This window comes from Marinobacter sp. C1S70 (genome assembly GCF_000475355.1).
Lineage (GTDB): Bacteria > Pseudomonadota > Gammaproteobacteria > Pseudomonadales > Oleiphilaceae > Marinobacter > Marinobacter nauticus.
On sequence record NZ_AXBW01000013.1, the window covers coordinates 118,394 to 141,655 of the forward strand.

Consider the following 23,262-nt stretch of genomic DNA (forward strand, 5'->3'; position numbering starts at 1 on the left):
CTACTTTTACCGCGCCATCAGCAATTATGAGGATGGCCATCAAACCAGCCCGTGCTCCCTGGCACTGGCTTCCAGGCGGGCCTGCTCCTGCTTCAACAACTTACTGACGGCCTTCAGCTCACGAATCCGGGCATCCACCAGGGTCCTCTTACGGGCCATCACCGCCGCACCCTGCAGGCAATCAATCCGGTCCGAGCGAACCGCATCCAGCAACTCACGGATTTCGTTCAGCGAAAAACCCAGGCTCTTGAGTTGCCGCACCATCGCAACACGCGCGACGGCCTGCTCCGGGTAGTCCCGATAGTTGTTTCCGCTGCGGCCCACCTCCCGGATCAGACCCTGTTTTTCGTAGTAGCGCAGGGTATCCCGGGTTATCCCGGTGCGCCGTTCCAGTTCCGATATCCTCATGCCAAGCACTCTCCCTGTTGACCTTCGAGCATACTCCATACTTTAGGCTGCGTTCGACTCAATGAACAAGGAACGCACCATGACCATCCTGATCACCGGCGCCACCGGTTTTATTGGTAAATATCTTTGCCTCACCCTTTTGCAGCAGGGGCATGACGTGAAGGCACTGACCCGCTCCAAGTCCAGCCTGACCCAGCTCACCGGCTTTCTCGAACAGCAGGGCGTCGCCATGGAGCGGTTTTCCGCACTGGAAGGCGATCTGGAAAAGCCGGATCTGGGACTGGTCACCTTACCGGACCGCATCGAATGCATCGTGCATCTGGCCGCCCGGTTCGCCTGGAACCTGCCCGAGCACGAGGCCCGTCACACCAACGTTACCGGCAGTCTTCGGGTGGCGGAACTGGCCCGCCACCTGGACTGCCGGCTGGTGTTTATCACAGGGTTCATGCTCGCCAACGAGGCACACCTGTCACGCCAGGGCATTCAACTGAGTCACCCGGAGCAGACCGACTGGAGCCAGGTGTACCGGCAAGCCGGTGGCTATGAGGCCAGCAAACTGGAATCCGCATTCCGCTTGCGGGAATTCGTGGCAAGGCACGGGCTGAATGCGGTCGAAGTACAGCCAGCGACGGTGGCGGGCCACGGATCAACGGGGGACCTGGACCCGGCCCAACCGCTGTACAGCTTGCTCGACAACCTCTACCACGGGCGACTGGCCATGATTCCGGGGTCGCAAGAGCACTGGTTGCCATTGATTCCGGTGGATAGCCTGGCGCAACTAATTGCAGCGGCCTGCACGGCCACTCACGTACCCGATACGCTGTTGGCGCTGGACCAGAACACGCCCAACCTGGCGGGGCTGTTACAGGCTGCGGCGCAACTCCTGGGCAAGCCGGGCCCCCGCAGGCATCTTCCTATCGGCGTGATGAAAGCTCTGCTGGCCATACCTGGCTTGCCCGGGCTGCTGAAGGTGGCCCCGGAGTCCCTGGCGTTTATTCAGACCTGCCGTTTCGACACCTCCCGCACAGAGCAGTTTCTGGCGCAGCAGAACGTGCAATTACCGCCGTTCGCTGAGTACCTGGAAGCAAGCTGCCGACACTACTGCCAACGTCTCGGTGTCGGCGGAGGAGCGGTAACGATCGGGGCCTGAGTCAGGCCCCGAAAAGCGCCGAGCGAAGCGGGCGAAGGAAACCAGATGAACGGCCTTCGCTCGCGCGACTGGGTTGGCCATCAAACTCAAGATAGCCGTCTTCAATGGGATCGAAACGCAGGATCTTCACATCCTGCAGATAGTTCTGGGAGGCTTTCCACGGGCCGTGGGTGCCCTGACGCGGCAACCGGTCTTCTGCCCGCTTGATGTAACCCGCGTCGAGGGAACCGAGAATGGTATCGTCTCCTTTACTGTTCTCGGTATCTCGTGCCACGGCCACCTGATGGCCGTTACGATCCATGTGATTGATCAGCCGGCACAGGTACTCACTGGCAATATCGGCTTTCAGGGTCCAGGAAATGTTGGTGTAGCCAAAGATCATGCCCGCGTTGGGTACGCCTTCCACCATCACATTCTTGTAGATCACCTTGTCCTTGAGCGCCACCTCCTGGCCATCCACCCGGGGCGTGATGCCGCCCAGCATCTGGATGTCCAGGCCGGTAGCCGGAATGATGATGTCGGCTTCCAGCTCTTCACCGGACTTCAGGCGAATGCCGGTTTTGGTGAAGCGTTCGATATGATCGGTCTTGATGGAGGCGGTGCCGGCTTTAATGGCCTCAAACAGGTCGCCATCTTTCACCACGCACAGGCGCTGGTCCCAGGGGTTGTAGTCCGGGCTGAAGTGACGCATGTCGGCCTTGCCTTTGAGCTGCCGTTTGATCACCGACAGAAAGAGCCGGCGCATGGCTTTCGGGCTCTTGCGCGAACGCTCATAGAGCAGCCGGGAAATCGAAATGTTGCGGGCGCGGGTTAACCGGTAGGCCGTCTTTTCCGGCAGCACTTTCTGCAGCGCCAGGGTGACTTTATCGGTTGACGGCAACGGCATCAGATAGGTAGGCGAACGCTGCAGCATGGTAACGTGTGCGGCCTTCTCTGCCATAGTGGGCACCAGGGTAATTGCCGTGGCACCGCTGCCAATCACCACCACCTTCTTGCCCGAGTAATCCAGATTCTCCGGCCAGTGCTGGGGATGGACGATCTGCCCTTTGAAGTCCGCTTCGCCCGGGAAATCCGGTTTGTAGCCCTGGTCATAATTGTAGTAACCGGTGCAGCCCACCAAAAAGCTGGCGGTGTAGGTTTCCTGATCGCCGGTCTGCTCGTTCTCAGCGGTCAGAGTCCAGCATTTGTCGGTGCTGGACCAGTCCGCAGTCTTCACGGCCACGCCGTAACGAATGTGGCGCTCGACATCGTTCTCTTTCGCGGTTTCCGCCACGTAGTTTTTGATCGACGCGCCATCGGCCAGCACCTTGCCGCCGGTCCAGGGCCGGAAGTTATAACCAAAGGTGAACATGTCGGAATCCGAGCGGATACCCGGGTAACGGAACAGATCCCAGGTGCCACCAAGGGACTGGCGGCGCTCCAGTATGGCGAAACGCTTGCCGGGGCATTCCCGTTTCAGGTGACAGGCCATGCCAATGCCGGATACTCCGGCGCCAATGATCAATACATCATAATGCTGTTTAGCCATATCCTGCCCTCTCGGAATCCGATCCGTTTCTTGTAATCACGTGTAGAGAATCACGATAGCGCAGGCCGACAGCTCCGGGAATTGGCCAATCTGCGCTCAGGATATGGCTGTTTGAGTCAGTCGTGGTGACCGATTGGCCCCTCTTTGAACAGGAATTCCCGAAGGTACTTGTCCATGGTCGGGTCCTTCCGCCGAATCCACTCAAGCACCATGGCCGCGTGTTCTTTCTCCTCGTCGCGATTGTGTTCAAGAATCGCTTTGAGTTCCGGATCCTTGCAGGCATCCACCCGCTGGTTGTACCAGTCAACGGCTTCAAACTCTTCCATCAGCGAACTGACGGCCCGGTGCATATCACGGGTGTCGTCTGTCAGTTCACCTACCGGCTCATGATAACTGTCGTTTGCCATGCATCACTCCTGATTGGCGGTTACGAGGTGCCCGTTGGCACCCTTAGACCATAGCCAAAGCCAGCGACGACGACAAACTTACCCGCGCTCTTCTCCCGACCTTGGCGCCTGCAGATCAAGCCCGGGATATTGTTTCTGCAGCCGGTACAGGCGGATGATGGTAATGATGTTGGTAACCAGCACCATACCCTCAGCCAGGGTACCGCCGACGGATCCGATCACCAGGTTATTGAGCATCCAGGCCAGCGCCGCCAGACCCAGAACAATACGCAGGGGAATACCCCGGAGCATGAACATGCCCACAGTGCCGAGAACGGCGGCGGTGAGGGGAAACACATCGGTAGCAGACGTCCAGGTTGCCCAGGCCACCAGCAGATTGACCACCAGCATAGCCGCCATGATCAACCCGTTGCCCTGGTACCGGCGCGCCAGGGCGATGCGCAGGATCACCAGTACCGTCAGGGCCGCCGCCGTCCAGCTCTGAAAGAACGCGAACATCAGGGCGAAGGCCACATTGGCCGAAATCAGCAGGACCAGCAGGCGGTCGTCGTTCTTGTTGGCAAAACCGGCAATACAGAACCCCAGGGCCACCAACCCACACAGCTGCCCCAGCCCCTGGCTGAGCGTAAGCCCGGCAACCAGTTCTGTCATAGCGGTAATCCCCTCTCCCGATGCTGCACCCCAGCCTGCCACACTTACCGGGTTTGAGCCATGCACAAACCTGTGCCAGAGTGCTCCCACATTGATATCAAGGATTCGCGCCCTATGAAAACCGTCTTCTCCCCGTTGCACAGCCGGCGCCATGTGCGCACCGAACTGGATGGCGGCCTGCTGATCGAACCCCATGAAAAACCTTCAAGGGCCGAGACCATCCTGGCCCGGGTGAAAGACCAGGCCCTGGGCGAGATTCTGGAGCCGGAAGAATTCGGGCTGGCGCCGATCCAGCGCGTGCACACACCGGATTACGTGGCCTTTCTGGAGACCTGCTGGCAGGACTGGCTGGCTGCGGGCAAGCCCGGCGAAGCCATTCCCGCGGTGTGGGCAGGCCGGGGCATGCGCCACCGGATTCCCAAGGACATTGATGGCCGCCTGGGCTATTACAGCTTTGCCGCCGAAACCTCGATCTCGGAGGGCACCTGGGAAGCCGCCCGCGCTTCCGCCAACGTGGCCCTGACCGCCCAGAAACTGGTGGCCGATGGTGAGCGCGCTGCCTTTGCCCTGTGCCGACCACCCGGGCACCACGCCCACGCCGACCTGTTCGGCGGCTACTGCTTCTTCAACAACGCAGCTATCGTGGCTCAGGCGTTCCGGGACCAGGGCTACGGCAAGGTTGCTATCCTGGATGTGGATTTCCATCACGGCAATGGCACCCAGGCCATTTTCTATGACCGGGCCGATGTCCTCACCATCAGCCTGCACGGCGACCCGGATCTGGTGTTCCCGCACTTTCTCGGGTTTGAAGACGAGCTCGGAGAAGGTACCGGCGAAGGCTACAACCTGAACATCGTCTATCCGCCTGGCACACCCTACAGCACCTGGAGCCAGGGCCTGGAAACCGCTTGCGAACGCATTGAAGTGTTCAAGCCCGATGCCCTGGTGGTGGCGCTGGGCGTGGACACCTTCGAGCACGACCCCATCTCGTTCTTCAAGCTGGCGTCGGAAGACTACCTCAGCCTGGGGCAGCGCCTGGCGCAGCTGGGTTTGCCCACCGTGTTTACCATGGAAGGCGGCTACGATGTGGACGCCATTGGCGTAAATGCGGTCAATGTCATGCAGGGCTTTGAGGGAAAACCCTGAGTAATACTGGCCGACCGGAGGGAGCCCCTTCCTCCGGTGCGCTATCTGCCGCCCTGTTTCATCAACGCCGCCGAAAAGCCGTCCATTAATCGCTCGGCACTTACAGGCACCTCGCGGAGCTGTGAATTGAACACCCGACTGAAAGCCCGGAAATCGACAGCTTTCCAGTTTTCCGGCGCAAGCATGTGAGCGATGTCGTCCACGTTGTCGGCAGTCGCAGCCTGAAACTGGTAGTGCATCGAGGCCGATTGTCCGCTATCTGCAAAATCGTATCCCCGGTGATAGTCGTGCACCAGCAACAACGCCAGCCCTCCACCCATGAAATGCTGGCCAAGACTGACATACAGATCGCCCGCGCGAATCGCCGCAAGCGCTTCCGGCTCCCAGTCAATGCCACCCACTACCAAGTCATTGCCGGGACGTAAGCCCGCGCGCCTGGCAGCATCCATGGCGCCAAGCGCCATGCCATCGCTGGCGCTCCAGATTGCAGCCGTATTCGGATACCGCCGCAACAGCACCGATGTCTTGTCTCTCGCCTCCAGCTCGCTCCAGTCGGCACGAACAGACTGCAACAGTTCCGAGCCTGCCCCATCCGTCGCCTCAAGCAGCCCGAGACTGCGATCACGAGCCGCAGAGGAATCCAGGGTGCCAGTCAGTGCAACCACAGGTACCGGCTCATCAGAACTGACCAGGTTGAGCACCCGTGCTCGCTGGTCGAGCATCCTGGCCAGTAGTTGACCACCGGAGACATTATCGACCCCCAGATGGCCAATCCAGTTCTCCAGTTTTTCTCTGGGCGCGGAACCCACCTTCTCTCGCGCGGCCTCTGGCACCGCAGTGTTAAACGAGAACACCTTAACGCTTTGCCGGCGCGCATAATCCAGGATCTGAGCAGTTACCTGCTCCTTCCACATGATGATCAGGTAATCGGGTTTCTCCTCCCGACTGAGAACTTGCTGGACCAGCTTCAGATAACTGAGCCGATGCCGCTCCTCATCGAACAGGACGTCAAACTCAACCTCCAGGTCCGCAGCCACCTGCTCCATGAATCCTGCAACCATGTGCCAGAAACGGGAGGTATCCGGTGACAGGAACACGACATTCGGGAGCGTGTCCGACGCACTCGGGTTTGGGAGCGTATCCGCATGCGCCACCCGACCAACGGTGCCCAGAAACAGGCTGATCATCAGTACAACACGTAAAACCATGCAGCTCCTTAGCCGTCGGCAAATCTTGCCGGTCAGTATAACGAACAATACGGTATCCGCATCGACCTCTGCCCAGATGATCGAACCCGGTGCCTCTGGTCACCCGGATTGGTGGAAAATGTCATTGCCTGTAGCTTGCTAATCGGGAGATCATCAGCCAACCATGCGCAAACTCTGGATGCCCGGAATGGAAAACTACCTGAGAGCCACCCCCTTCTTCGACTTCGACCATCCCGCCGTCGAGGCCTGGGTCCAGCAGCACCTGGCCGGCGTATCGGACGAGCCGGTGGCACAGATCAAGGCGCTGTATCTGGCGGTGCGCGACAGCATCCAGTACAACCCCTACGTGTTCAGAACCGAGCCATACACGCTCTCGGCCAGTTACGCGCTGGAATCGGGCGAAACCTACTGCATCCCAAAAGCCGTGCTGCTGGGTGCCGCCGCCCGCTCCATCGGCATTCCCAGCCGGCTGGGCCTGGCGGATGTACGTAACCACCTGTCCAGCCCGAAGCTGATTGAATGGCTGCGTTCCGACATTTTCCGCATGCACGGCTTTATCGAGCTGTATCTCAATGGTCGATGGGTGAAAGCCACACCGGCCTTCAACCGACAGTTATGCGAGCTGATGAAGGTAGAGCCCCTGCCGTTTGATGGGGTGAACGACTCGGTCTTCCAGGAATTCACGGAAGACGGCCAGGCGCATATGGAATACATCAACGATCACGGCGTGTTCGACGATGTGCCCTTCGATTTCATCGTTGACGGCGTTCGCCGGGCCTATGGCCACCTGTTTGAAGCGGATGGCCAGCCCCAAACCAAGACGGGCAGCCTGGAACAGGACATCTCGGACCGTTCCTGAAGCCATAAAAAAAACCGGCAGCCCACTTCCCGTGGGCGCCGGTTTCAGGGGTCAGCCTGAATTCAGGCTTGTGTGAACAACTTACTCAGCAGAGTTACGGATCAGGAAGTCGAAGGCGCTCAGGGCAGCCTTGGAACCTTCACCCATAGAGATCACGATCTGCTTGTAGGGCACGGTGGTGGCATCGCCTGCCGCGAACACACCCGGGATCGAAGTCTCGTTACGGTCATTTACGATGATCTCGCCGTGCTGGCTCAGTTCGATGTCGCCTTTCAGCCACTCGGTGTTCGGCACCAGGCCGATCTGAACAAACACACCTTCCAGCTCAACGTGATGCGACTCACCGGTGGTACGGTCGGTGTAGTTCAGGCCGCTGACCTTCCCATCGGTACCTACCACTTCGGTGGTCTGGCCAGAAGTAATGATCTTCACGTTGTTCAGGCTACGCAGTTTCTTCTGCAGCACTTCATCGGCACGCATCTGCTCGCCAAACTCGATCAGCGTCACGTGGCCGACAATACCTGCCAGGTCGATGGCCGCTTCCACGCCGGAGTTACCACCGCCAATCACCGCCACGCGCTTGCCTTTGAACAGCGGGCCGTCGCAGTGCGGGCAGTAGGCCACGCCCTTGTTGCGATACTCTTCCTCACCCGGCACACCCATCTGGCGCCAGCGGGCGCCGGTGGACAGAATCACCGTGCGAGCTTTCAGAGAGCCGCCGTTGGCCAGGCGTACCTCGTGCAGGCCTCCGGTCTGCTCGGCCGGAATCAGCTTCTCGGCACGCTGCATGTTCATGATGTCGACTTCGTATTCGTTGACGTGCTGCTCCATGGCCGCCACCAGTTTCGGGCCTTCGGTATAAGGCACGGAAATCAGGTTTTCGATGCCCATGGTGTCGGCCACCTGGCCACCAAAACGCTCAGCCGCGATACCGGTCGAAATGCCCTTTCGTGCGGCATAGATAGCAGCAGCAGAACCTGCCGGGCCGCCACCGATCACCAGAACGTCAAACGCATCTTTCTGGTTGATCTTACGAGCTTCTTTTTCAGCCGAGTTGGTGTCCAGCCTGGCCGCAATCTCTTCCAGCGTCATCCGGCCCTGGCCCCAGGGCTGGCCATTCAGGTAAACACTGGGTACCGCCATCACTTCACGCTGCTCAACTTCGTCTTGGAACAGGGCACCGTCAATGGAGGTGTGCTTGATGTTCGGGTTCAGCACGCTCATCAGGTTCAGCGCCTGAACCACGTCCGGGCAGTTCTGGCAGGACAGCGAGAAGTAGGTTTCAAACTCGAACTCACCTTCCAGCTCCTGAACCTGCTGGATCACTTCCTGAGACGCCTTGGATGGATGGCCACCCACCTGCAGCAGGGCCAGCACCAGCGAAGTAAATTCGTGGCCCATGGGAATACCGGCAAAGCGAACGCCAATGTCGGTGCCTACACGATTGATGGCGAAGGACGGACGACGCACCTCAGTCGATTCCTCGGTCCGCAGGCTGATCTTCTCGGACATCGGCTCGATTTCTTCCAGCAGCTGCTTGAGCTCCTCGGACTTCTTGCTGTCGTCATAGGCTGCCACCAGCTCAATCGGCTGCTGCAGCTTTTCCATATAGGCCTTCAACTGTCCTTTGATATTGGCATCCAACATGTTTGGTATTCCCCTTTATGTCGTGAAACTAAGTTTCTGAATTCAATAATGAATCGTTATCTGAAGTTATGATTAAGATACGGCCAGACGGTTCGTTGCTCAAATTGATTGACCCAAACCTTCTGATAGGCCATACCTATAAAATTCAGTCGTAACGATTGATAGATACAAAAAAGGCCCGCAGTGCGGGCCTTTCTGTAAGTTTCACCGAATCGGGGAAACTTAGATCTTGCCAACCAGGTCCAGAGACGGAGCCAGAGTTTCTTCGCCTTCTTTCCACTTGGCCGGGCAAACTTCGCCAGGATGGTTGCGAACGTACTGGGCAGCTTTAACCTTGCGCAGCAGGTCGTCTGCGTCACGGCCGATGCCTTCGGCAGTGATTTCAACAGCCTGGATGATACCGTCCGGATCGATCAGGAAGGTGGCGCGGTCTGCCAGGCCCTGGCCTTCACGCATAACACCGAAGTTGTTGGTGATGGTGCCAGTCTGGTCGCCAACCATGTAGTAGTTGATCTTGCCGATGGTCTCGGAAGTGTCGTGCCATGCTTTGTGGGTGAAGTGAGTATCAGTAGATACAGAGAACACTTCTACGCCCAGCTTCTGCAGCTCTTCGTACTTGTCAGCCACGTCGCCCAGCTCGGTCGGACACACGAAGGTGAAGTCGGCCGGGTAGAAGAAGAAGATGGCCCACTTGCCTTTAACGTCGGCTTCAGAAATTTCTACGAACTCGCCCTGCTTGAATGCGGTGGCGTTGAACGGTTTGATTTCGCTGTTAACGATACCCATCTCAGAATAACTCCTGTCGGTTCATTTAACTGATGGTTTGGAAACGATGCACAAGATACGGGTTTGACCATCTGAGTGAAAATTGATTATTTCCAATCTCAGCATAGGCATAGCCTATATACAGCCATCAACTTCGGCTAAACATGGCGGCCAAAAGCCTTCCGGGCCTTCAGCCACCTGCCATTGATATGGGGCCTTAACCTGCAAGTTCAATCTTGCGGAAGTCCAGAATATTTTCTTTTGGTGACGTTTGGATGGCAGCCACCTCTGAACGTTTCCTGAGCAGTATATAACCAAAGCAACCAAAGTAGAGTGCAATCACCAGCGCACCCACCCACTGAATCCGCAGGAAATCCAGCTTGAACAACATGGTCAGCCCGACCATGGCCACCAGGTTGAAGAGCACATAATTCACCCGCCCCAGGCGTTGCGCCGTGAGGTTCAGGTTATCGGTGTAGAGCCGGATCAGGGAATCCAGGGAGTTGATGACCATCAACACGCCCACCGAGATCATGGCGATGTTGGTGAAGGCGGCAATCTTCAGCCCCTCCGCGTGATAGTAATAGAGCACGCTGAACCACACGCCAATGGCAACGGACGGCACAACCAGCATGGCAATCAGCAGCTGCCAGGTTTTGATACCACTCACGAAACGCGCGGTGAACTGACCAATCATGATGCTCCAGGCAAACCACCAGAACAGATAAAACTCGTGGTAGTCGTTGATGGGCAGGACAAAGTGATGGATGTTGGCAAAGTACTCACCGAGCATGCCGGCGGTGCCAAAGAAATCTGCCGGCGAGCCTTTACCCATAACAAATGCCCGGAACCACATACCCGCAATCAGGGTAATGAACAGCACACTGGAACCAACACTCAGAATACGGATGTATTTGACCTTGGAGCTGGAATACACAGCCAGCGCAATGGACAGGAACACGATGAGGTAGAACGCCGGCACCACCGATTCACCATCGCCCAGTTGCGGCAGATACCAGGGCAGATTCACCAGCAGCAGGTAAGCGGTGAACGCGCAGGTGCCGATAATCACCACGTTGTTGACCAGCTTCACCATCGGAATCTCGAAGAACTTCACCCGCGGCTCAATGATGGCAAAGTAGAAGCAGGTCAGGAAATAGAAGCCCCAGATCAGGAAGGCCCAGAACCCGAACTCAATGGCCAGCGGGTTGGCAAAGGCGTATTCCGGGTTTTCAGAGACATTGCCGTAACCACCGAACTCGGTAAGCGGGAACATGATCAGCCCCACATCCAGACCGGAGGTGAACAGGATGGCAATGAAGGTCAGCGTGCGAACCGGCGTAACGCCGATGCACTGCATGTTCCACCACCGATACAGAATCAGGGCGATGGCGGCGAAGGTAAAGATCAGGCCTGTGGATAACCAGAGTGTCATGCGATCTCCCTCCGGTTGTTCCTTGTCATTGTAGTGCACAGCATGGGTGTTCCTCCTCTACTTTGTAAGCGCTGCTTCTTTCGAATCGGACACAAACCCAGGACTTGCCTATCAGTCGCCCGAAAACGGCGGGATGCCGTCGCGCTGATAGGGAAATCCTGAGGGCTTGCTACCCGGGCACCTTGCGTACCCGGGCCGGGACTGCGGTCGCTAGGCCAGCGACCGTTTCGCTTGTCCCGGACGTTGGCGCGCCTGCCATTGGTCATCCATGAAGACCGGCGCGTCCGAAGGTTGCAGGGGCTCCCTGCCCCGGATAAGGTCGGCTGCCCGCTCGGCCACCATGATGGTGGGCGCGTTCAGGTTGCCATTGGGTATGGTCGGGAAGATGGACGAATCCACCACCCGCAGATTCTGGATACCGCGCACGCGGGTTTCCGGGTCTACCACCGCCAGCGCATCAGTGCCCATCTTGCAGGAACAGGACGGGTGATAAGCGCTCTCCACCGCCTGGCGCACGAAGGCATCGATCTGCTCATCGCTCTGCACATCCACACCGGGCTGGATTTCTGCTCCGCGGTACTCGTCCATGGCCGGCTGGTTGATGATCTCCCGGGTCAGGCGCACGCAGTCGCGGAAGCCTTCGCGGTCGGCCTCGTGTTCCAGGTAGTTGAAACGGATGCGCGGGGCCTGTTTGGGGTCGGCAGACTGCACATGCACAAAACCCCGGCTCTTCGGCTTGTTATGACCAATGTGGAGCTGGAAACCGTCGCCATCAAAGGCTTCGCGGCCGTCGTAGCGCATGGCCGCCGGCAGGAAATGGTATTGCAGGTCCGGCCATTCAACGCCGGCCTTGGAGCGGATAAAACCACAGGACTCGAAATGGTTGGTGGCCCCCAGGCCATCCTTGCGCAGAATCCAGCGCACCCCGATCTTGAGCTTGTTCCACCAGTCCAGTTTGCCATTCAGGGAGACCGGCTTCTGGCAGCGGAACTGGAAGTAGAACTCCAGGTGATCCTGCAGGTTCTCACCCACGCCCGGCAGCTCATGCTTCACCTCAATACCGGCCTGCTCCAGCACTTCGCGCTTGCCAATACCCGAAAGCTGCAACAAATGTGGCGAGCCAATAGAACCGGCCGACAGAATCACTTCCTTGGCGGCTTTGGCCTCATGCACCTGGCCGCCCTGCTCATAGCGCACGCCGGTGGCGGTTTTGCCCTCCAGAAGGACCTTATGCACCAGGGCATGGGTGACCACCGTCAGATTCGGCCGCGCCATGGCCGGGCGAAGGTAGGCGTTGGCGGTGGACCAGCGGCGACCGTTCTTCACGGTCATGTGCATGGCGCCAAAACCTTCCTGGCGGGCACCGTTGTAATCATCGGTCTCCAGATAACCGGCATCGACGCCGGCCCGGATGAACGCTGTATACAGCGGGTTGCGCATGTTATTGCCGTTGTTCACACCCAGGGGGCCGGAATTCCCCCGGTAGGCATCGCCGCCGAAGGCCCAGGTTTCCGCCTTCTTGAAATAGGGCAGCACGTTACGGTAGTTCCAGCCGTCGGCACCTTCAGACTGCCACTCGTCGAAATCCCGGGCATGGCCACGGACATACACCATGCCATTGATGGATGACGAACCACCCAGCACCTTGCCCCGGGGGCAATGCATGCGGCGATTGTCCAGATACGGCTCCGGCTCGGTCTCGAACTGCCAGGCGTACTTTTTGGTGTTCATGGGAATGGATAGCGCGGTGGGCATCTGGATGAAGATGCTCTTGTCACTGCCACCGGTTTCCAGCAGCAGCACCCGGTTTTCACTGTCCTCGGTCAGACGGTTAGCCAGCACACAACCGGCTGAGCCCGCACCCACAATGATGTAGTCGTATTGGTTTTCTTTCATACGCGTTCTCCTCTGTGGCCTGCAGGGTTAAAACGGGGCGTCGATGTCTTCCATGCCCACATACACCGACTTGATCCGGGTGTAGTGCGCAATGGTCTCGCGCCCGTTCTCACGACCGATACCGGAGAGTTTGTAGCCACCCACCGGCATTTCCGCCGGGGAGGCACCGTAGCTGTTGATCCAGCAGATGCCGGCCTGGATCTGGTGAATCACCCGGTGTGCCCGGCGGATATCATTGGTGAACACACCCGCGGCAAGTCCGGTATCGGTATTGTTGGCACGGGCAATCACCTCGTCTTCGTCGCGGAAGGTGAGCACAGACATCACCGGCCCGAAGATCTCTTCCTTCACGATGGTCATGTCGTCGGTGCAGTCGGTGAAAATGGTCGGTTCCACGAAATAGCCGCCCGGAGAATCCTCCGGCTCAAAGGCCCGTCCGCCGTGGCTGAGCGTGGCGCCTTCGGCCAGCCCTTTGCTGATGTAACCCAACACCAGTTCCTGATGCTTTTTGGAGATCAGCGCGCCGAAGTTGGTGTCCGGGTTCATCGGGTCACCGGCCTTGATGTTCTTGCGTGTGCGCTCCAGCAGGCGCTCGATAAAGCGCGGGTAGAGGTCCTCGTGCACAAACACCCGGGTACCGTTGGTGCAGATCTCGCCTTGGGTGTAGAAATTACCCACCATGGCGGCGGAGATGGCGTTCTCCAGGTCCGCGTCGTCGAAAATGATCAGCGGCGACTTGCCACCCAGTTCCATGGTCACGTCTTTCAGCGACGACGCGGCGGCGGCCATCACCTTCTTGCCGGTGCCCACCTCGCCGGTGAACGACACCTTGGCAATCTCCGGGTGATGGGTCAGCCACTGGCCCACTTCGGCAGCGCCCTGCACCACGTTGAACACGCCCGCCGGCACACCGGCTTCGATAAAGATTTCCGCCAGCTTCACTGCGCCCATGGGGGTTTCTTCGGATGGCTTGAAGATCATGGCGTTGCCGCAGGCCAGGGCCGGGGCCGACTTCCAGCAGGCGATCTGGATCGGATAGTTCCAGGCGCCGATACCGGCGCAGATGCCCAGCGGCTCCCGGCGGGTGTAGTAGAAATCGCCACCCAGATCCTGCTGGTTACCTTCGATGGACGGCGCCAGGCCGGCAAAGAACTCAATGGCATCGGCGCCGGTCACCACATCCACAGCTTCCGCTTCCTGCCAAGGTTTACCGGTGTCACGCACTTCCACTGCCGCCAGCTCGTCGTTGCGCTCGCGGAGCAAGGCCACCGCTTTCAGCAGAATACGGCTGCGCTCAATGGCCGGTGTGGCGGCCCACTGGGCAAAACCGGCGCGGGCGCTCTCGATGGCGGCCTGTTGCACAGACTCATCCGCCACTTCCACTTCATAGATCACCTGGCCCGTGGCCGGATTCACCACCGGGAAGGTCTCGCCGGTGCTGTTGGCCAGAAACCGGCCGTGGACAAAATTCTGAACCACAGGAAGAGATGCAGACATAGCGCGTTGGTAACCTCTGTTCGGTGTCTTCAGGCCTTGTGGGCCATGGAATTCAAATTGGCTCAGACGCCAGCCCGGGCCAGTGTCTCGTGGACAAACTGCTTGCACAGCCGCTCGCCGGCTTCAAAGCTCTCGGCCGGGTCCAGGCTCAGGGCGCTGCGCAACCAGAACCCGTCGATCATCGCCGCCGTTTGCCGGGCCGCGGCTGTCGCCTCGGCCTGCGGCAGCACTTGCGCGAAGGAATAACGCAGGTTGCTGTACAGCCGGGCGTTGTTGATCTGCTGCAAACGCTTCAGCCCTGGCTCGTGCATCGAGCGGGCCCAGAAGCTGAGCCAGGTTTTCGCCGCCAGCGCCGAACGCTGGAACTCGGAAAAGTTGGACTCGATGATGCAGTCCAGCCGCTGAGCCGGGGAGCGATCAGTTTTCGCCATGCGCTCCCGCAGCTCCTTGCCTAACTGGTCCAGCAGGTAGCGCAAGGCGGCCTCAATCAGCCCCTGCTTGCCCCCGAAATAGTGGCTGATGATGCCGGACGACATTCCCGCCCGCTTGCTGATGCTCACGATCGTGGTGTTCTGCATCCCCAGTTCAGCGATGGACTCCATGGTGGCGTCGATCAGTTGCTGGCGGCGGGTGTCTTTCATTCCGACTTTCGGCATGGGCTTTCCATCCAATCTTTATTAATTGAACGTTCAATTAAATTAAAGGCTACAGAAACGTGACAGGGATTTCAAATTTGATCAGAAAACCACCACATCACCTCATTACACTGGATGCGTCTTCCACCAAAGGTTGCTGGTAACCGCCGGCCAGTCAGGACACAATCGGGACAACCGCGAACAACAAGGAGCCACTATGAGTACCCTGCCCCAACTCACCGATGCCCTGCTGACTCTGGAAAACCGAGTGGCCACGCTCACCATGAACCGCCACGACCTGCGCAACGCGCTCACCGGCTCCCATCTGATCGACGATATTGTTGCCACCGCCGAGTGGGTGAACAGCTGCGAGGAGGTATCCGTGCTGGTGATCACCGGTGCAGGCTCGGCCTTCAGTGCCGGGGGTAATATTCGCGATATGGCGGAACGGGGCGGGGACTTCGCAGGCGACCCGGCGGAATGCGCCGAGCGCTACCGAAAGGGCATCCAGCGCATCCCCCTGGCACTGGACGCCGTGGAAGTGCCGGTGATTGCGGCGGTGAACGGCCAGGCCATCGGCGCAGGATTTGATCTGGCCAACATGGCGGATCTTCGCCTGGCCGCAGACAACGCGAAGTTTGGCGAAACCTTCCTGAACCTGGGCATCATTCCCGGTGACGGCGGGGCCTGGTTCCTTCAACGCCTGATCGGCTACCAGAAAGCGTTTGAGCTGACGCTTACCGGCCGCGTGATCGACGCCAACGAAGCCAAACAGCTTGGTATCGTGATGGACGTGGTGCCTGCCGATCAGCTAATGGACGCGGCCATGACACTTGCCCGCAGTATCGCCCAGCAGCCCGCCAAGGCCACCCGGCTGACCAAGCGCCTGATGAAAATGGCCCAACGCACGGAACTGCGGGATTTCCTGGATATCTGCGCCTGCTTCCAGGGCATGAGCCACAATGAGCCGGAGCACCTGGAAGCCGTGAACCGCATGCTGGAGGCGCTTAGCCGGAAGAAGTAGTAAAACCGCAAGACGCATCAATTACTTAGCAATATGACACATTTTGCTACATTAAAACCGCACGTGGGCTTCCCTCGCGGCCCAGCATTGCTAGACTGACGGGGTAGACATAACAATAAACAATGTCAGAGTTGGCTAGCGAGGTCGGCTTTTGGTGAACCTGCAACACGCATGTCGCACGGTCCTGGTTACACTGCTCGTTCTGTGCAGCCAAGCCGCCTATGCCAATTCGCCAACCGTTGTCATCAGCGCCGAACAACCCATTGACAGCCAGTTCCAGTACTGGGAAGATCCTGATGCGTCCGCCTCCCTCCAGGACGTGCTGGCACTGCCAGACGCCCGCTGGAGCCGCCAGCCGGATGGCAAAGCCACCCTGGGCATTACCTCCTCCGCATACTGGCTCCGAATCCCTGTCGAAAATGCGGCCGACACCCGGCTCAACCTGGTGGCAGAACTCGGCTACTCCCAGCTGGACGATGTCCGGTTTTATCTGCTGGATGGCCGCACCGTCACACGGACACTGGAAACCGGCGATACCCGGCCCTTTTACCCCAGGGATGTAAACCACCCCAACAACCTGTTGCGCTTTGCGCTGGAGCCTGGTGGGACCGCCACGCTGATGATTCGGGTGGCCACCCAGGGGACCATGGTGCTGCCCCTGACCATCTGGCGCGAACACGAGTTTTTCGAGTCGGTCGCTGATGAACAGAAGCTGCATTTTTTCTACTACGGCTGCCTGTCCGTCATCATTCTGATCAACCTGGCGGTCTTCCTGACGCTCCGGGAAAAACTCTACCTGTTCTATGCGCTCGCCATTTTCGGCTACCTGGCGTTTTTTGCGTCCATCCGCGGGTTTTCATTCCAGCACCTTTATCCCAACGCGCCCGACCTGCATGCCCATGTACTGATGTTGTCCATGCCATTCCTGGCCATGTTTTCCATTCTGTTCTGCATGGAATTCCTGAAGGTGCGACAGCACAGCCCCCGGTTACGGAATGCGCTCATTGCCATGCTGGTGTTTGAAATCAGCTATTTTGTGTCGGTTCCTTTCATGAGTTACAACACCGGGATCCAGCTCGCTTCGGTGTCTGCGCTGGTGTTCTTTTCCCTGCTGCTGGTCGCCGGCCCGATTGCCTGGGCCGCCGGCGTACGCGCCGGCATATTCTTTACCCTTGCCTGGACCCCATTAACCATTGGGGTGCTCGCCACCTCCGGGCGCGCACTGGGGCTGTTTCCGGAAACGTTCTTTACCGAATACGCCATGCAGATTGGCTCCGGGCTGGAAGCGTTCATTCTCACGCTGGCCCTGGCCGACCGACTGTACCGGGAGCGGGAACAGAAAATCCGGGCCCAGGCAGACAGCCTGCGGCAGGAGAAAGCCCACAGCGAAGCCCAGGACCGCCTGAACGACGTCATGAGCCACGACCCGGTGACCGGCCTGCCCAACCGTAACCGTTTTGAATGGATGATTGATGAAGAGCTTCGGGCCCACCCGGAGCGCCGCTACATGGTGGGCGTCGCCCGGATCACCCGCCTGAAAGATATCAACCGAACCCTGGGCCTGGAACGAAGTGAGCGCCTGCTGAGAGCCATTGCCGAACAAATGTGTACGCTCGCCAAGGAACTGCCGATGGTACACACCAGCCTGGATAGCCGGGGCCGCGTAGAGCGCATATACCAGCTCTCCGGCGACAGTTTTGGCGTGCTGGTAGATGTGGAACGGGCCGACGACGATTTCCAGCCCCTGGACCAGGCACTCAAACAACTGGCCGAACCGGTGCTGCTGGACCACCTGGCCATTGAGCCGCATCCACGATTTGGCGCAGCCAGTTATCCCGAGCACGGCCACAAAGCCAGTGAACTGATCCGCAACGCCCATGTCGGCATGGAAATGGCGCCCCACGGCCCCTTTGAAACCGGCTTTTACTCACGCAGCAACGATATCTACGATGAGCGCCGGCTTACCCTGATGTCGGACCTAAAAGAAGCCCTGACCAACGGCACCACCGAACTCCACTATCAACCCAAAATGGATCTCCGCAGCGGTCAGATCATCGGCTTTGAAGCCCTTATCCGCTGGCAACACCCTGAGCGCGGCTGGGTGCCGCCCATCGATTTCATTCCGCTGGCAGAGAAAACCGGGGTCATCACCCAACTGACTCACTGGGTAATCGACCAGGCCCTGAGCGATCTCCATGCACTGCATCAGATTCAACCCGGGCTGGGGATGGCCATCAATGTGTCGGCGCGGGATCTGCTCTCGGCCGGGCTGGAAGAACAGTTCGCCCAGTGTCTGAACCGGTATGGTCTGGACGCTGGCCATATCACCGTAGAACTCACCGAAACGGCCGCCATGGACGACCCTGAGAAAGGGCTGGAGGCACTGGGCAGACTGTCCGCCCTGGGCCTGCGCATCTCCATCGACGATTTCGGAGCCGGCTATTCCTCACTGTCGTACCTGAAGCAAATCCCCGCCTCGGAACTCAAGCTCGACCGTACCCTGGTACACGACATCCAGGCCAGTGACAGCGCCCGGGTGATTGTCGAGACCGCCATCACCATGGGCCACACCCTGGGCTATCAGGTAGTGGCCGAAGGCGTGGAGAGCGGCCAGGACGCCGCCCGCCTGAAAGCCATGGGCGCGGACCTGTTGCAAGGCTTCTGCCTGTGCCGCCCGCAATCGCTGACAGACACCGTCGACTGGCTGGAAAAACAACGGCAGCCTGAAGAAAGTCGCAACGCGAGCTGGTCGGATTAACCAGCCGCATCCCGCTTGCCCAGCCGGACATTCGTACGGGTATAGCCGCGCACGAAATTGGACTGCACGTATTCCGGCTTATCCTGAACTGGTCCGGATCTTCGATGAAATGAGCACCAGCCAGGCCAGCACCAGAATACCGCCCCAGACCACCAGCCCCTTCAGCAAAACCGTGATCATCATCCGCCGTCCTTCAGCACTATAGCCTACGTCAAGTCGCCTTCGGCAAACCGGAGAACTCCGGCACATCGCCCAGCGCGTGATCCCAGGCTGCCCGGCTCGACGTGAAAAGATGCGCGGTAGGCACCCGGGAGAGCTCCGAGTCCAGACACCCGGCGGGCACTACCAGAAAACCTGGAATATGGGTGTTGGGCACAGCCGAACCACAGGTTCGGCAAAAGCACTTCTGGTGCCGGGTGCCCGGGAGCGTATAGGAGGCCACCGCCTCCTCACCCGCCAGCCAGACCAGCCGGGCCGACTGGGAGAACAGGTTTGCCGCATGGGCAGACCCGGTGTCCTTCTGGCAATACCGGCAATGACACAGGTAAAAGCTGTCGAAGTCTCCGTGCACCTCGAACTTCACGGCGCCACACAGGCAAGAGCCAACATAATCCGTCATCGCATTCCCTCCCTTCAGTATTCGAGGTAACAACCGGTGTTCGCGTGCATGCAAAGCTTCGGCAAAGGCACCACCAACTGGCTGCATGGCGCAGGCTTAACCGCTACAATGGGCCTCAGTGGAGCGCAGGCGCCGCTGCCATTTTTTACAGGAAAGCCCATGGCTATTCAGCTTGATTTTCGCACCCTGAGCCTGACATTAATGCTGTTCAGCCTGGTGTTCGGTCTTGGTATGTTTGCTTATTCCAGAGAACATACCAAGTTCTCCGGAATCCGAACCATGGGCGCAGGATATTTTCTGATCGGCGGCGGCTGTGTGCTGCTTGGCCTGCGCCATTTTATTTACGATTTTGCTTCCATAGTGCTTGCCAATACCGCAATCATTATAGGAGTAGTGTTGATATACAGAGGGCTGTTTCGTTTTCGCGGTATCTCTCTGCGCCATGAACGCTGGCTGAGCACCGCACTGGTGCTGGTGCTGGCGGCTTTAATGTACGTTTATACCTTTCATATTCCAGATGTGAACCTGCGCATTCAGGCCTTCTCTATTGTTTTTGCAGCTGCCTGCCTGATTGGTGCCACCGGATTTTTACGACATCGCGAAAGCCATAACCGTATGGCCGGCAAAATGCTCATCGCCATGTTTTTGCTGGTGAGCGCATTCTTTATTTTCCGGTTTTTTCGGTCGTTTTACGAAGTACCGCCTGAAGATTTCATGAACGCCGGGTGGCTTAGTGCATTGGCGATTGTTGCGGGAGAGTTTTTGGTTATTTTATCGTCCTTCTGCACGATATGGATGGCTTCCGGTGAATTGCAGGATGAACTCTCCGAAATCGCCAGAATTGATCCTTTAACGGGGCTCTACAACAGGCGGGCATTCGACGAATGTTGTGACATTGAGTTCAGCCGAGCGCAGCGTTCAGGTGCACCTTTCGCCATTATCATGTGCGACCTGGATCACTTTAAGAGAGTGAATGATCAGTACGGCCATCATGTAGGCGATGAGGTATTGAGGCGCTTTGCCAATACGCTCAAAGAGCACATACGAAAGCATGACGTGGTGGCGCGTTTCGGGGGCGAAGAATTTGTTCTGTTGTTGCCTGGTAAAGACACCGAGCAGGGGTTAGAGGTGGCGGAGAAACTCAGAGCCAAAACGGCAGACACTCAGATCACGATTGGTGATGATGTCTGTTTAACGCTCTCGGCCAGTTTCGGAGTGGCTCACTACGATTCCAGTGACCGCGAGTGGAGTGCCGTGCTGCACCGTGCGGACAACGCGCTGTACGCCGCCAAAAAACAGGGACGTAACCGCGTTGTCGATCTGGCAACGGAAGGCCAGAACGTTCAATCGGGGCCGATGCTGAGTGCGCAGCCATAGGCCCGAAGAGTAAGGGCCGCTGCGGCCTGCCTTGTTGATTTTAGTTCCTGGCTGCGCTGTAGCTCAGACTGACAACCCGCCAAGCAGCACCATCCCACTCCCAGGTCTCGGAGAACGCGACTACCGGCCCTTGGGATTGACCAGAAGTTGTGTACCCCTGACCAGTGACTATGGCGCCGCCATCAGAGTCCTGGATGGTTAACTCCGTATCGTGTTTTTGTCCGCCTTGGGGAAACCAGTTTCCATTGCGCTTGGCTGAGGAGATCGCGTCGATCTGGGATTTCTTGGACTGGACACCTCGCTCGGTAGTGACGGTGAAACCGTCTGCCTGGACCCGAGCAAGGTGCTCAACGTCACCCGAGAAAAACGCTGAGTACCAGTTTTCTCGTACTTTTATCAAAGCTTCCTGGTTCATGGACTGATCCCTGTCTTTAGAACTGAAGGCGAAGCCTCAATGCCACAGGCGTCGCGATGTCTAGCCCTGAAAAGGCTATATCCTACTGAATTGAATCAATAATTTTATTTCTCACAAGCTCAACCGAATCCCTGTTGTAGCCGGCAACCGCAACCATGAGCTTGCTTTGATTAGGCGATATTTCTATACATTTAACCACAACACGGTTCGACTTTACGTTCCCGTATATTCCATATTCATTCTCAACCTGATTCTCCAGACCCAGGACTTGCAGGGCATACGAGCTTTGTATCTCACAAGCCTCTTTGGATTTGTTCAGATCTTTAAACCATGACCAAAGCTCAGGTGGTTTTCCTTCAGCGAGAGCTGATCCTGATAGTAGAAATAAAAGAATTAGAACTGCCTTATTGATCATGCGAGTTTCCCTACCATTTAAATTATCCGGCGTAACCGGTTGGCGTTGGAGCATCAGCGGAATAGCCTTCCGCGTGGACGCTACAGTCTGGCGCTTATTCATGAAGCCATGGCGCATAACTCAGGCCAACCAACACACCCTCGGGGCTCATAAACCGTGCCACTGTCTGCCCCCAGGGTTCAGTGCGGGTTTCATGAACGAATTCCTGTCCCCATTCCTTCATCTCTTGCACTGCCGCCTCTACAGCCGCTGCATCCGCCAACTCAAATTCAATGGTAGCCGTAGGCTCAGGAATATGGTCGGGCCATTCCTCCTGGCCAAAACAGGAGTTAGCTGCCATAGAAAGGGGCCATATTCCGAAATGATTCGCTCCGGGGAATTTATCCATGAAACGGTAGTCGTCCATCTTCTCCAGCGGCAGGCCCAGCGCATCCTCATACAGAGACGCACTTGCCGCAGGGTCTTTGGTTATGGACGCAAAACCTGAAATGCACTTGATTTCCATACAATACCTCCGTGGTTCATCGAGCACCTTCGTGTCAGGGGCTACCCTATTTATAGAAGGTGTCTACTGAAGTGGGGCCTTGCCAGTTCCATCTTGCGCACATAACGCTCCGCTAATGTTCGCCGCCTGCAGCGTCACCATTGAGCGGCTTGTATGATTGAATGCCCACTGCTTAGCCCGTGTGGGGCGCCTGGAAGAGCTCAAAAAAATCGCCGGCAGAAAACACCGTCATCACCCCGAGAAAACCGAACACTACGAAGATAGCAGCAGCATACACACGCCACGCATACTGCCCGATCCCATCATTGTGATTACCAGCAGCGACCCAAAGCCGAACCGCACTATAAGGAAACCAAAAATATAGAACTGCAACTATTGGGATCATCGTGAACGCTGGCAAAACCCAAATTGCGACCTCTGGCGGCACGACACTGGCGTAACGGACCAACAACTTTGGTATGACAAAAACCGCCAACACCAGCCAAATGAACAGATACACCGAATACAGCAAGTGCTCGATAAAAAATATATGAACAGGCTTCCTTGTCACATTCATAGAAAATCACTCATAACACCAATATTCAGCGGCCCGACAGGGGCGTCCGGTGGAGGCAGCAGGCCGGAACGAACTTGATTGACTGGTTAAATTAAGTTGCGGCTGACGACACGGATAATCCCTGCACCAATGAGCGCGACGATGGCAACAATGTCTGCGATAACAACCTTACGGACAGACTCATTGTACCCGCCGACAGACCACGCAATAGCGATGAAGGACACAACGCTGACCAGGCCTGCGATGATTGCCAGTGTTTGCAGCGATGGCTGGAACGCTGCATACACCAAAAACAGGCCGGTGACAACTTTCTCCATGTTTGCGACTCCTCCCTGAATTTAATCGGGATAGGGAGGCACCT

At 57.8% G+C, this 23,262-nt stretch carries 23 protein-coding genes; 6 read left to right on the plus strand and 17 right to left on the minus strand.

Features of this window, described 5'->3' with window-relative positions:
* Window positions 1-39 precede the first annotated feature (39 nt).
* Entirely contained in the window at window positions 40-408 is a 369-nt protein-coding gene (locus Q669_RS04255) for a MerR family transcriptional regulator (RefSeq protein WP_014423070.1), read from the minus strand.
* Between the two features lie 79 nt (window positions 409-487).
* Here Q669_RS04255 and Q669_RS04260 point away from each other — a divergent pair, with 79 nt between their 5' ends.
* Entirely contained in the window at window positions 488-1,558 is a 1,071-nt protein-coding gene (locus Q669_RS04260) for an SDR family oxidoreductase (RefSeq protein WP_022991373.1), read from the plus strand.
* Window position 1,559: 1 nt separating this feature from the next.
* Here Q669_RS04260 and Q669_RS04265 read toward each other — a convergent pair whose 3' ends face one another.
* The 3 genes from Q669_RS04265 to Q669_RS04275 all read right to left on the minus strand — a co-directional run bounded on the left by Q669_RS04265 (window position 1,560) and on the right by Q669_RS04275 (window position 4,144).
* Window positions 1,560-3,086 carry a flavin-containing monooxygenase gene (locus Q669_RS04265; protein WP_022991374.1) on the minus strand — a complete coding sequence of 509 codons (1,527 nt, stop codon included), beginning with the start codon at window positions 3,084-3,086 and terminating at the stop codon, window positions 1,560-1,562.
* Window positions 3,087-3,202: 116 nt separating this feature from the next.
* Window positions 3,203-3,493: an encapsulin-associated ferritin-like protein gene (locus Q669_RS04270; protein WP_011787234.1), complete on the minus strand. Its 291-nt coding sequence runs from the start codon at window positions 3,491-3,493 to the stop codon at window positions 3,203-3,205.
* 78 nt (window positions 3,494-3,571) lie between these two features.
* Entirely contained in the window at window positions 3,572-4,144 is a 573-nt protein-coding gene (locus Q669_RS04275) for a YgjV family protein (protein WP_022991375.1), read from the minus strand.
* A 114-nt stretch (window positions 4,145-4,258) separates the two neighbouring features.
* On the opposite strand from Q669_RS04275, the gene Q669_RS04280 reads away from it, so the two are divergent.
* Window positions 4,259-5,290: a histone deacetylase family protein gene (locus Q669_RS04280; RefSeq protein WP_022991376.1), complete on the plus strand. Its 1,032-nt coding sequence runs from the start codon at window positions 4,259-4,261 to the stop codon at window positions 5,288-5,290.
* A gap of 41 nt (window positions 5,291-5,331) precedes the next feature.
* On the opposite strand, the gene Q669_RS04285 is transcribed toward Q669_RS04280, so the two are convergent.
* The gene (locus Q669_RS04285; protein WP_022991377.1) at window positions 5,332-6,498 is read right to left on the minus strand and encodes an ABC transporter substrate-binding protein; all 1,167 of its coding nucleotides are present in this window, start codon (window positions 6,496-6,498) and stop codon (window positions 5,332-5,334) included.
* A gap of 187 nt (window positions 6,499-6,685) precedes the next feature.
* Here Q669_RS04285 and Q669_RS04290 point away from each other — a divergent pair, with 187 nt between their 5' ends.
* Entirely contained in the window at window positions 6,686-7,357 is a 672-nt protein-coding gene (locus tag Q669_RS04290) for a transglutaminase-like domain-containing protein (RefSeq protein ID WP_022991378.1), read from the plus strand.
* 81 nt (window positions 7,358-7,438) lie between these two features.
* On the opposite strand, the gene ahpF is transcribed toward Q669_RS04290, so the two are convergent.
* The 6 genes from ahpF to betI all read right to left on the minus strand — a co-directional run bounded on the left by ahpF (window position 7,439) and on the right by betI (window position 15,253).
* On the minus strand, window positions 7,439-9,004 hold the full coding sequence (gene ahpF / locus Q669_RS04295; RefSeq protein ID WP_022991379.1) for an alkyl hydroperoxide reductase subunit F: 1,566 nt from the start codon (window positions 9,002-9,004) through the stop codon (window positions 7,439-7,441).
* A 222-nt stretch (window positions 9,005-9,226) separates the two neighbouring features.
* Window positions 9,227-9,790 carry an alkyl hydroperoxide reductase subunit C gene (ahpC, locus tag Q669_RS04300; protein WP_011787240.1) on the minus strand — a complete coding sequence of 188 codons (564 nt, stop codon included), beginning with the start codon at window positions 9,788-9,790 and terminating at the stop codon, window positions 9,227-9,229.
* Window positions 9,791-9,986: 196 nt separating this feature from the next.
* The gene (locus Q669_RS04305) at window positions 9,987-11,243 is read right to left on the minus strand and encodes a BCCT family transporter (protein ID WP_227499557.1); all 1,257 of its coding nucleotides are present in this window, start codon (window positions 11,241-11,243) and stop codon (window positions 9,987-9,989) included.
* A gap of 171 nt (window positions 11,244-11,414) precedes the next feature.
* Window positions 11,415-13,100: a choline dehydrogenase gene (gene betA / locus Q669_RS04310; RefSeq protein ID WP_011787242.1), complete on the minus strand. Its 1,686-nt coding sequence runs from the start codon at window positions 13,098-13,100 to the stop codon at window positions 11,415-11,417.
* A gap of 27 nt (window positions 13,101-13,127) precedes the next feature.
* Complete coding sequence (gene betB / locus Q669_RS04315) at window positions 13,128-14,597, minus strand: betaine-aldehyde dehydrogenase (protein ID WP_022991381.1); 1,470 nt, start codon at window positions 14,595-14,597, stop codon at window positions 13,128-13,130.
* A gap of 62 nt (window positions 14,598-14,659) precedes the next feature.
* A complete protein-coding gene (gene betI, locus Q669_RS04320) occupies window positions 14,660-15,253 on the minus strand; it encodes a transcriptional regulator BetI (RefSeq protein ID WP_011787244.1) in 594 nt (197 codons plus the stop codon).
* A 196-nt stretch (window positions 15,254-15,449) separates the two neighbouring features.
* On the opposite strand from betI, the gene Q669_RS04325 reads away from it, so the two are divergent.
* Together Q669_RS04325 and Q669_RS04330 are read left to right on the plus strand one after the other, a co-directional pair.
* Window positions 15,450-16,256 (plus strand): enoyl-CoA hydratase-related protein, encoded by an 807-nt coding sequence (locus tag Q669_RS04325; protein WP_022991382.1) that lies wholly within the window; start codon window positions 15,450-15,452, stop codon window positions 16,254-16,256.
* 154 nt (window positions 16,257-16,410) lie between these two features.
* The gene (locus Q669_RS04330) at window positions 16,411-19,014 is read left to right on the plus strand and encodes an EAL domain-containing protein (RefSeq protein WP_036148793.1); all 2,604 of its coding nucleotides are present in this window, start codon (window positions 16,411-16,413) and stop codon (window positions 19,012-19,014) included.
* Between the two features lie 211 nt (window positions 19,015-19,225).
* On the opposite strand, the gene Q669_RS04335 is transcribed toward Q669_RS04330, so the two are convergent.
* A complete protein-coding gene (locus Q669_RS04335) occupies window positions 19,226-19,633 on the minus strand; it encodes a GFA family protein (protein ID WP_022991385.1) in 408 nt (135 codons plus the stop codon).
* Between the two features lie 48 nt (window positions 19,634-19,681).
* Here Q669_RS04335 and Q669_RS04340 point away from each other — a divergent pair, with 48 nt between their 5' ends.
* Entirely contained in the window at window positions 19,682-21,010 is a 1,329-nt protein-coding gene (locus Q669_RS04340; RefSeq protein ID WP_022991386.1) for a GGDEF domain-containing protein, read from the plus strand.
* A gap of 40 nt (window positions 21,011-21,050) precedes the next feature.
* Here the strand turns inward: Q669_RS04340 and Q669_RS04345 are convergent, their stop codons facing one another.
* The 5 genes from Q669_RS04345 to Q669_RS04365 form a co-directional block, all read right to left on the minus strand.
* Complete coding sequence (locus Q669_RS04345; protein WP_022991387.1) at window positions 21,051-21,425, minus strand: nuclear transport factor 2 family protein; 375 nt, start codon at window positions 21,423-21,425, stop codon at window positions 21,051-21,053.
* An 82-nt stretch (window positions 21,426-21,507) separates the two neighbouring features.
* Window positions 21,508-21,840, minus strand: coding sequence for a hypothetical protein (locus Q669_RS04350; RefSeq protein WP_011787250.1), 333 nt, complete (start codon window positions 21,838-21,840; stop codon window positions 21,508-21,510).
* A gap of 94 nt (window positions 21,841-21,934) precedes the next feature.
* On the minus strand, window positions 21,935-22,345 hold the full coding sequence (locus tag Q669_RS04355; RefSeq protein ID WP_022991389.1) for a VOC family protein: 411 nt from the start codon (window positions 22,343-22,345) through the stop codon (window positions 21,935-21,937).
* A 172-nt stretch (window positions 22,346-22,517) separates the two neighbouring features.
* A complete protein-coding gene (locus Q669_RS04360) occupies window positions 22,518-22,901 on the minus strand; it encodes a hypothetical protein (protein WP_022991390.1) in 384 nt (127 codons plus the stop codon).
* Between the two features lie 86 nt (window positions 22,902-22,987).
* Window positions 22,988-23,218: a hypothetical protein gene (locus Q669_RS04365; protein ID WP_022991391.1), complete on the minus strand. Its 231-nt coding sequence runs from the start codon at window positions 23,216-23,218 to the stop codon at window positions 22,988-22,990.
* Window positions 23,219-23,262: the final 44 nt, after the last annotated feature.

Excerpts from the sequence above, each read along its gene's own strand:
- Q669_RS04270 (WP_011787234.1), bottom strand. The coding sequence starts at position 3,493 with ATGGCAAACGACAGTTATCATGAGCCGGTAGGTGAACTGACAGACGAC.
- ahpF (WP_022991379.1), bottom strand. The coding sequence starts at position 9,004 with ATGTTGGATGCCAATATCAAAGGACAGTTGAAGGCCTATATGGAAAAG.
- Q669_RS04345 (WP_022991387.1), bottom strand. The coding sequence starts at position 21,425 with ATGAACCAGGAAGCTTTGATAAAAGTACGAGAAAACTGGTACTCAGCG.
- Q669_RS04350 (WP_011787250.1), bottom strand. The coding sequence starts at position 21,840 with ATGATCAATAAGGCAGTTCTAATTCTTTTATTTCTACTATCAGGATCA.
- betA (WP_011787242.1), bottom strand. The coding sequence starts at position 13,100 with ATGAAAGAAAACCAATACGACTACATCATTGTGGGTGCGGGCTCAGCC.
- Q669_RS04325 (WP_022991382.1), top strand. The coding sequence starts at position 15,450 with ATGAGTACCCTGCCCCAACTCACCGATGCCCTGCTGACTCTGGAAAAC.
- Q669_RS04340 (WP_022991386.1), top strand. The coding sequence starts at position 19,682 with ATGCAAAGCTTCGGCAAAGGCACCACCAACTGGCTGCATGGCGCAGGC.
- Q669_RS04265 (WP_022991374.1), bottom strand. The coding sequence starts at position 3,086 with ATGGCTAAACAGCATTATGATGTATTGATCATTGGCGCCGGAGTATCC.
- Q669_RS04365 (WP_022991391.1), bottom strand. The coding sequence starts at position 23,218 with ATGGAGAAAGTTGTCACCGGCCTGTTTTTGGTGTATGCAGCGTTCCAG.
- Q669_RS04275 (WP_022991375.1), bottom strand. The coding sequence starts at position 4,144 with ATGACAGAACTGGTTGCCGGGCTTACGCTCAGCCAGGGGCTGGGGCAG.
- betB (WP_022991381.1), bottom strand. The coding sequence starts at position 14,597 with ATGTCTGCATCTCTTCCTGTGGTTCAGAATTTTGTCCACGGCCGGTTT.
- Q669_RS04335 (WP_022991385.1), bottom strand. The coding sequence starts at position 19,633 with ATGACGGATTATGTTGGCTCTTGCCTGTGTGGCGCCGTGAAGTTCGAG.
- Q669_RS04355 (WP_022991389.1), bottom strand. The coding sequence starts at position 22,345 with ATGGAAATCAAGTGCATTTCAGGTTTTGCGTCCATAACCAAAGACCCT.
- betI (WP_011787244.1), bottom strand. The coding sequence starts at position 15,253 with ATGCCGAAAGTCGGAATGAAAGACACCCGCCGCCAGCAACTGATCGAC.
- Q669_RS04290 (WP_022991378.1), top strand. The coding sequence starts at position 6,686 with ATGGAAAACTACCTGAGAGCCACCCCCTTCTTCGACTTCGACCATCCC.
- Q669_RS04255 (WP_014423070.1), bottom strand. The coding sequence starts at position 408 with ATGAGGATATCGGAACTGGAACGGCGCACCGGGATAACCCGGGATACC.
- Q669_RS04260 (WP_022991373.1), top strand. The coding sequence starts at position 488 with ATGACCATCCTGATCACCGGCGCCACCGGTTTTATTGGTAAATATCTT.
- Q669_RS04285 (WP_022991377.1), bottom strand. The coding sequence starts at position 6,498 with ATGGTTTTACGTGTTGTACTGATGATCAGCCTGTTTCTGGGCACCGTT.
- ahpC (WP_011787240.1), bottom strand. The coding sequence starts at position 9,790 with ATGGGTATCGTTAACAGCGAAATCAAACCGTTCAACGCCACCGCATTC.
- Q669_RS04280 (WP_022991376.1), top strand. The coding sequence starts at position 4,259 with ATGAAAACCGTCTTCTCCCCGTTGCACAGCCGGCGCCATGTGCGCACC.
- Q669_RS04360 (WP_022991390.1), bottom strand. The coding sequence starts at position 22,901 with ATGAATGTGACAAGGAAGCCTGTTCATATATTTTTTATCGAGCACTTG.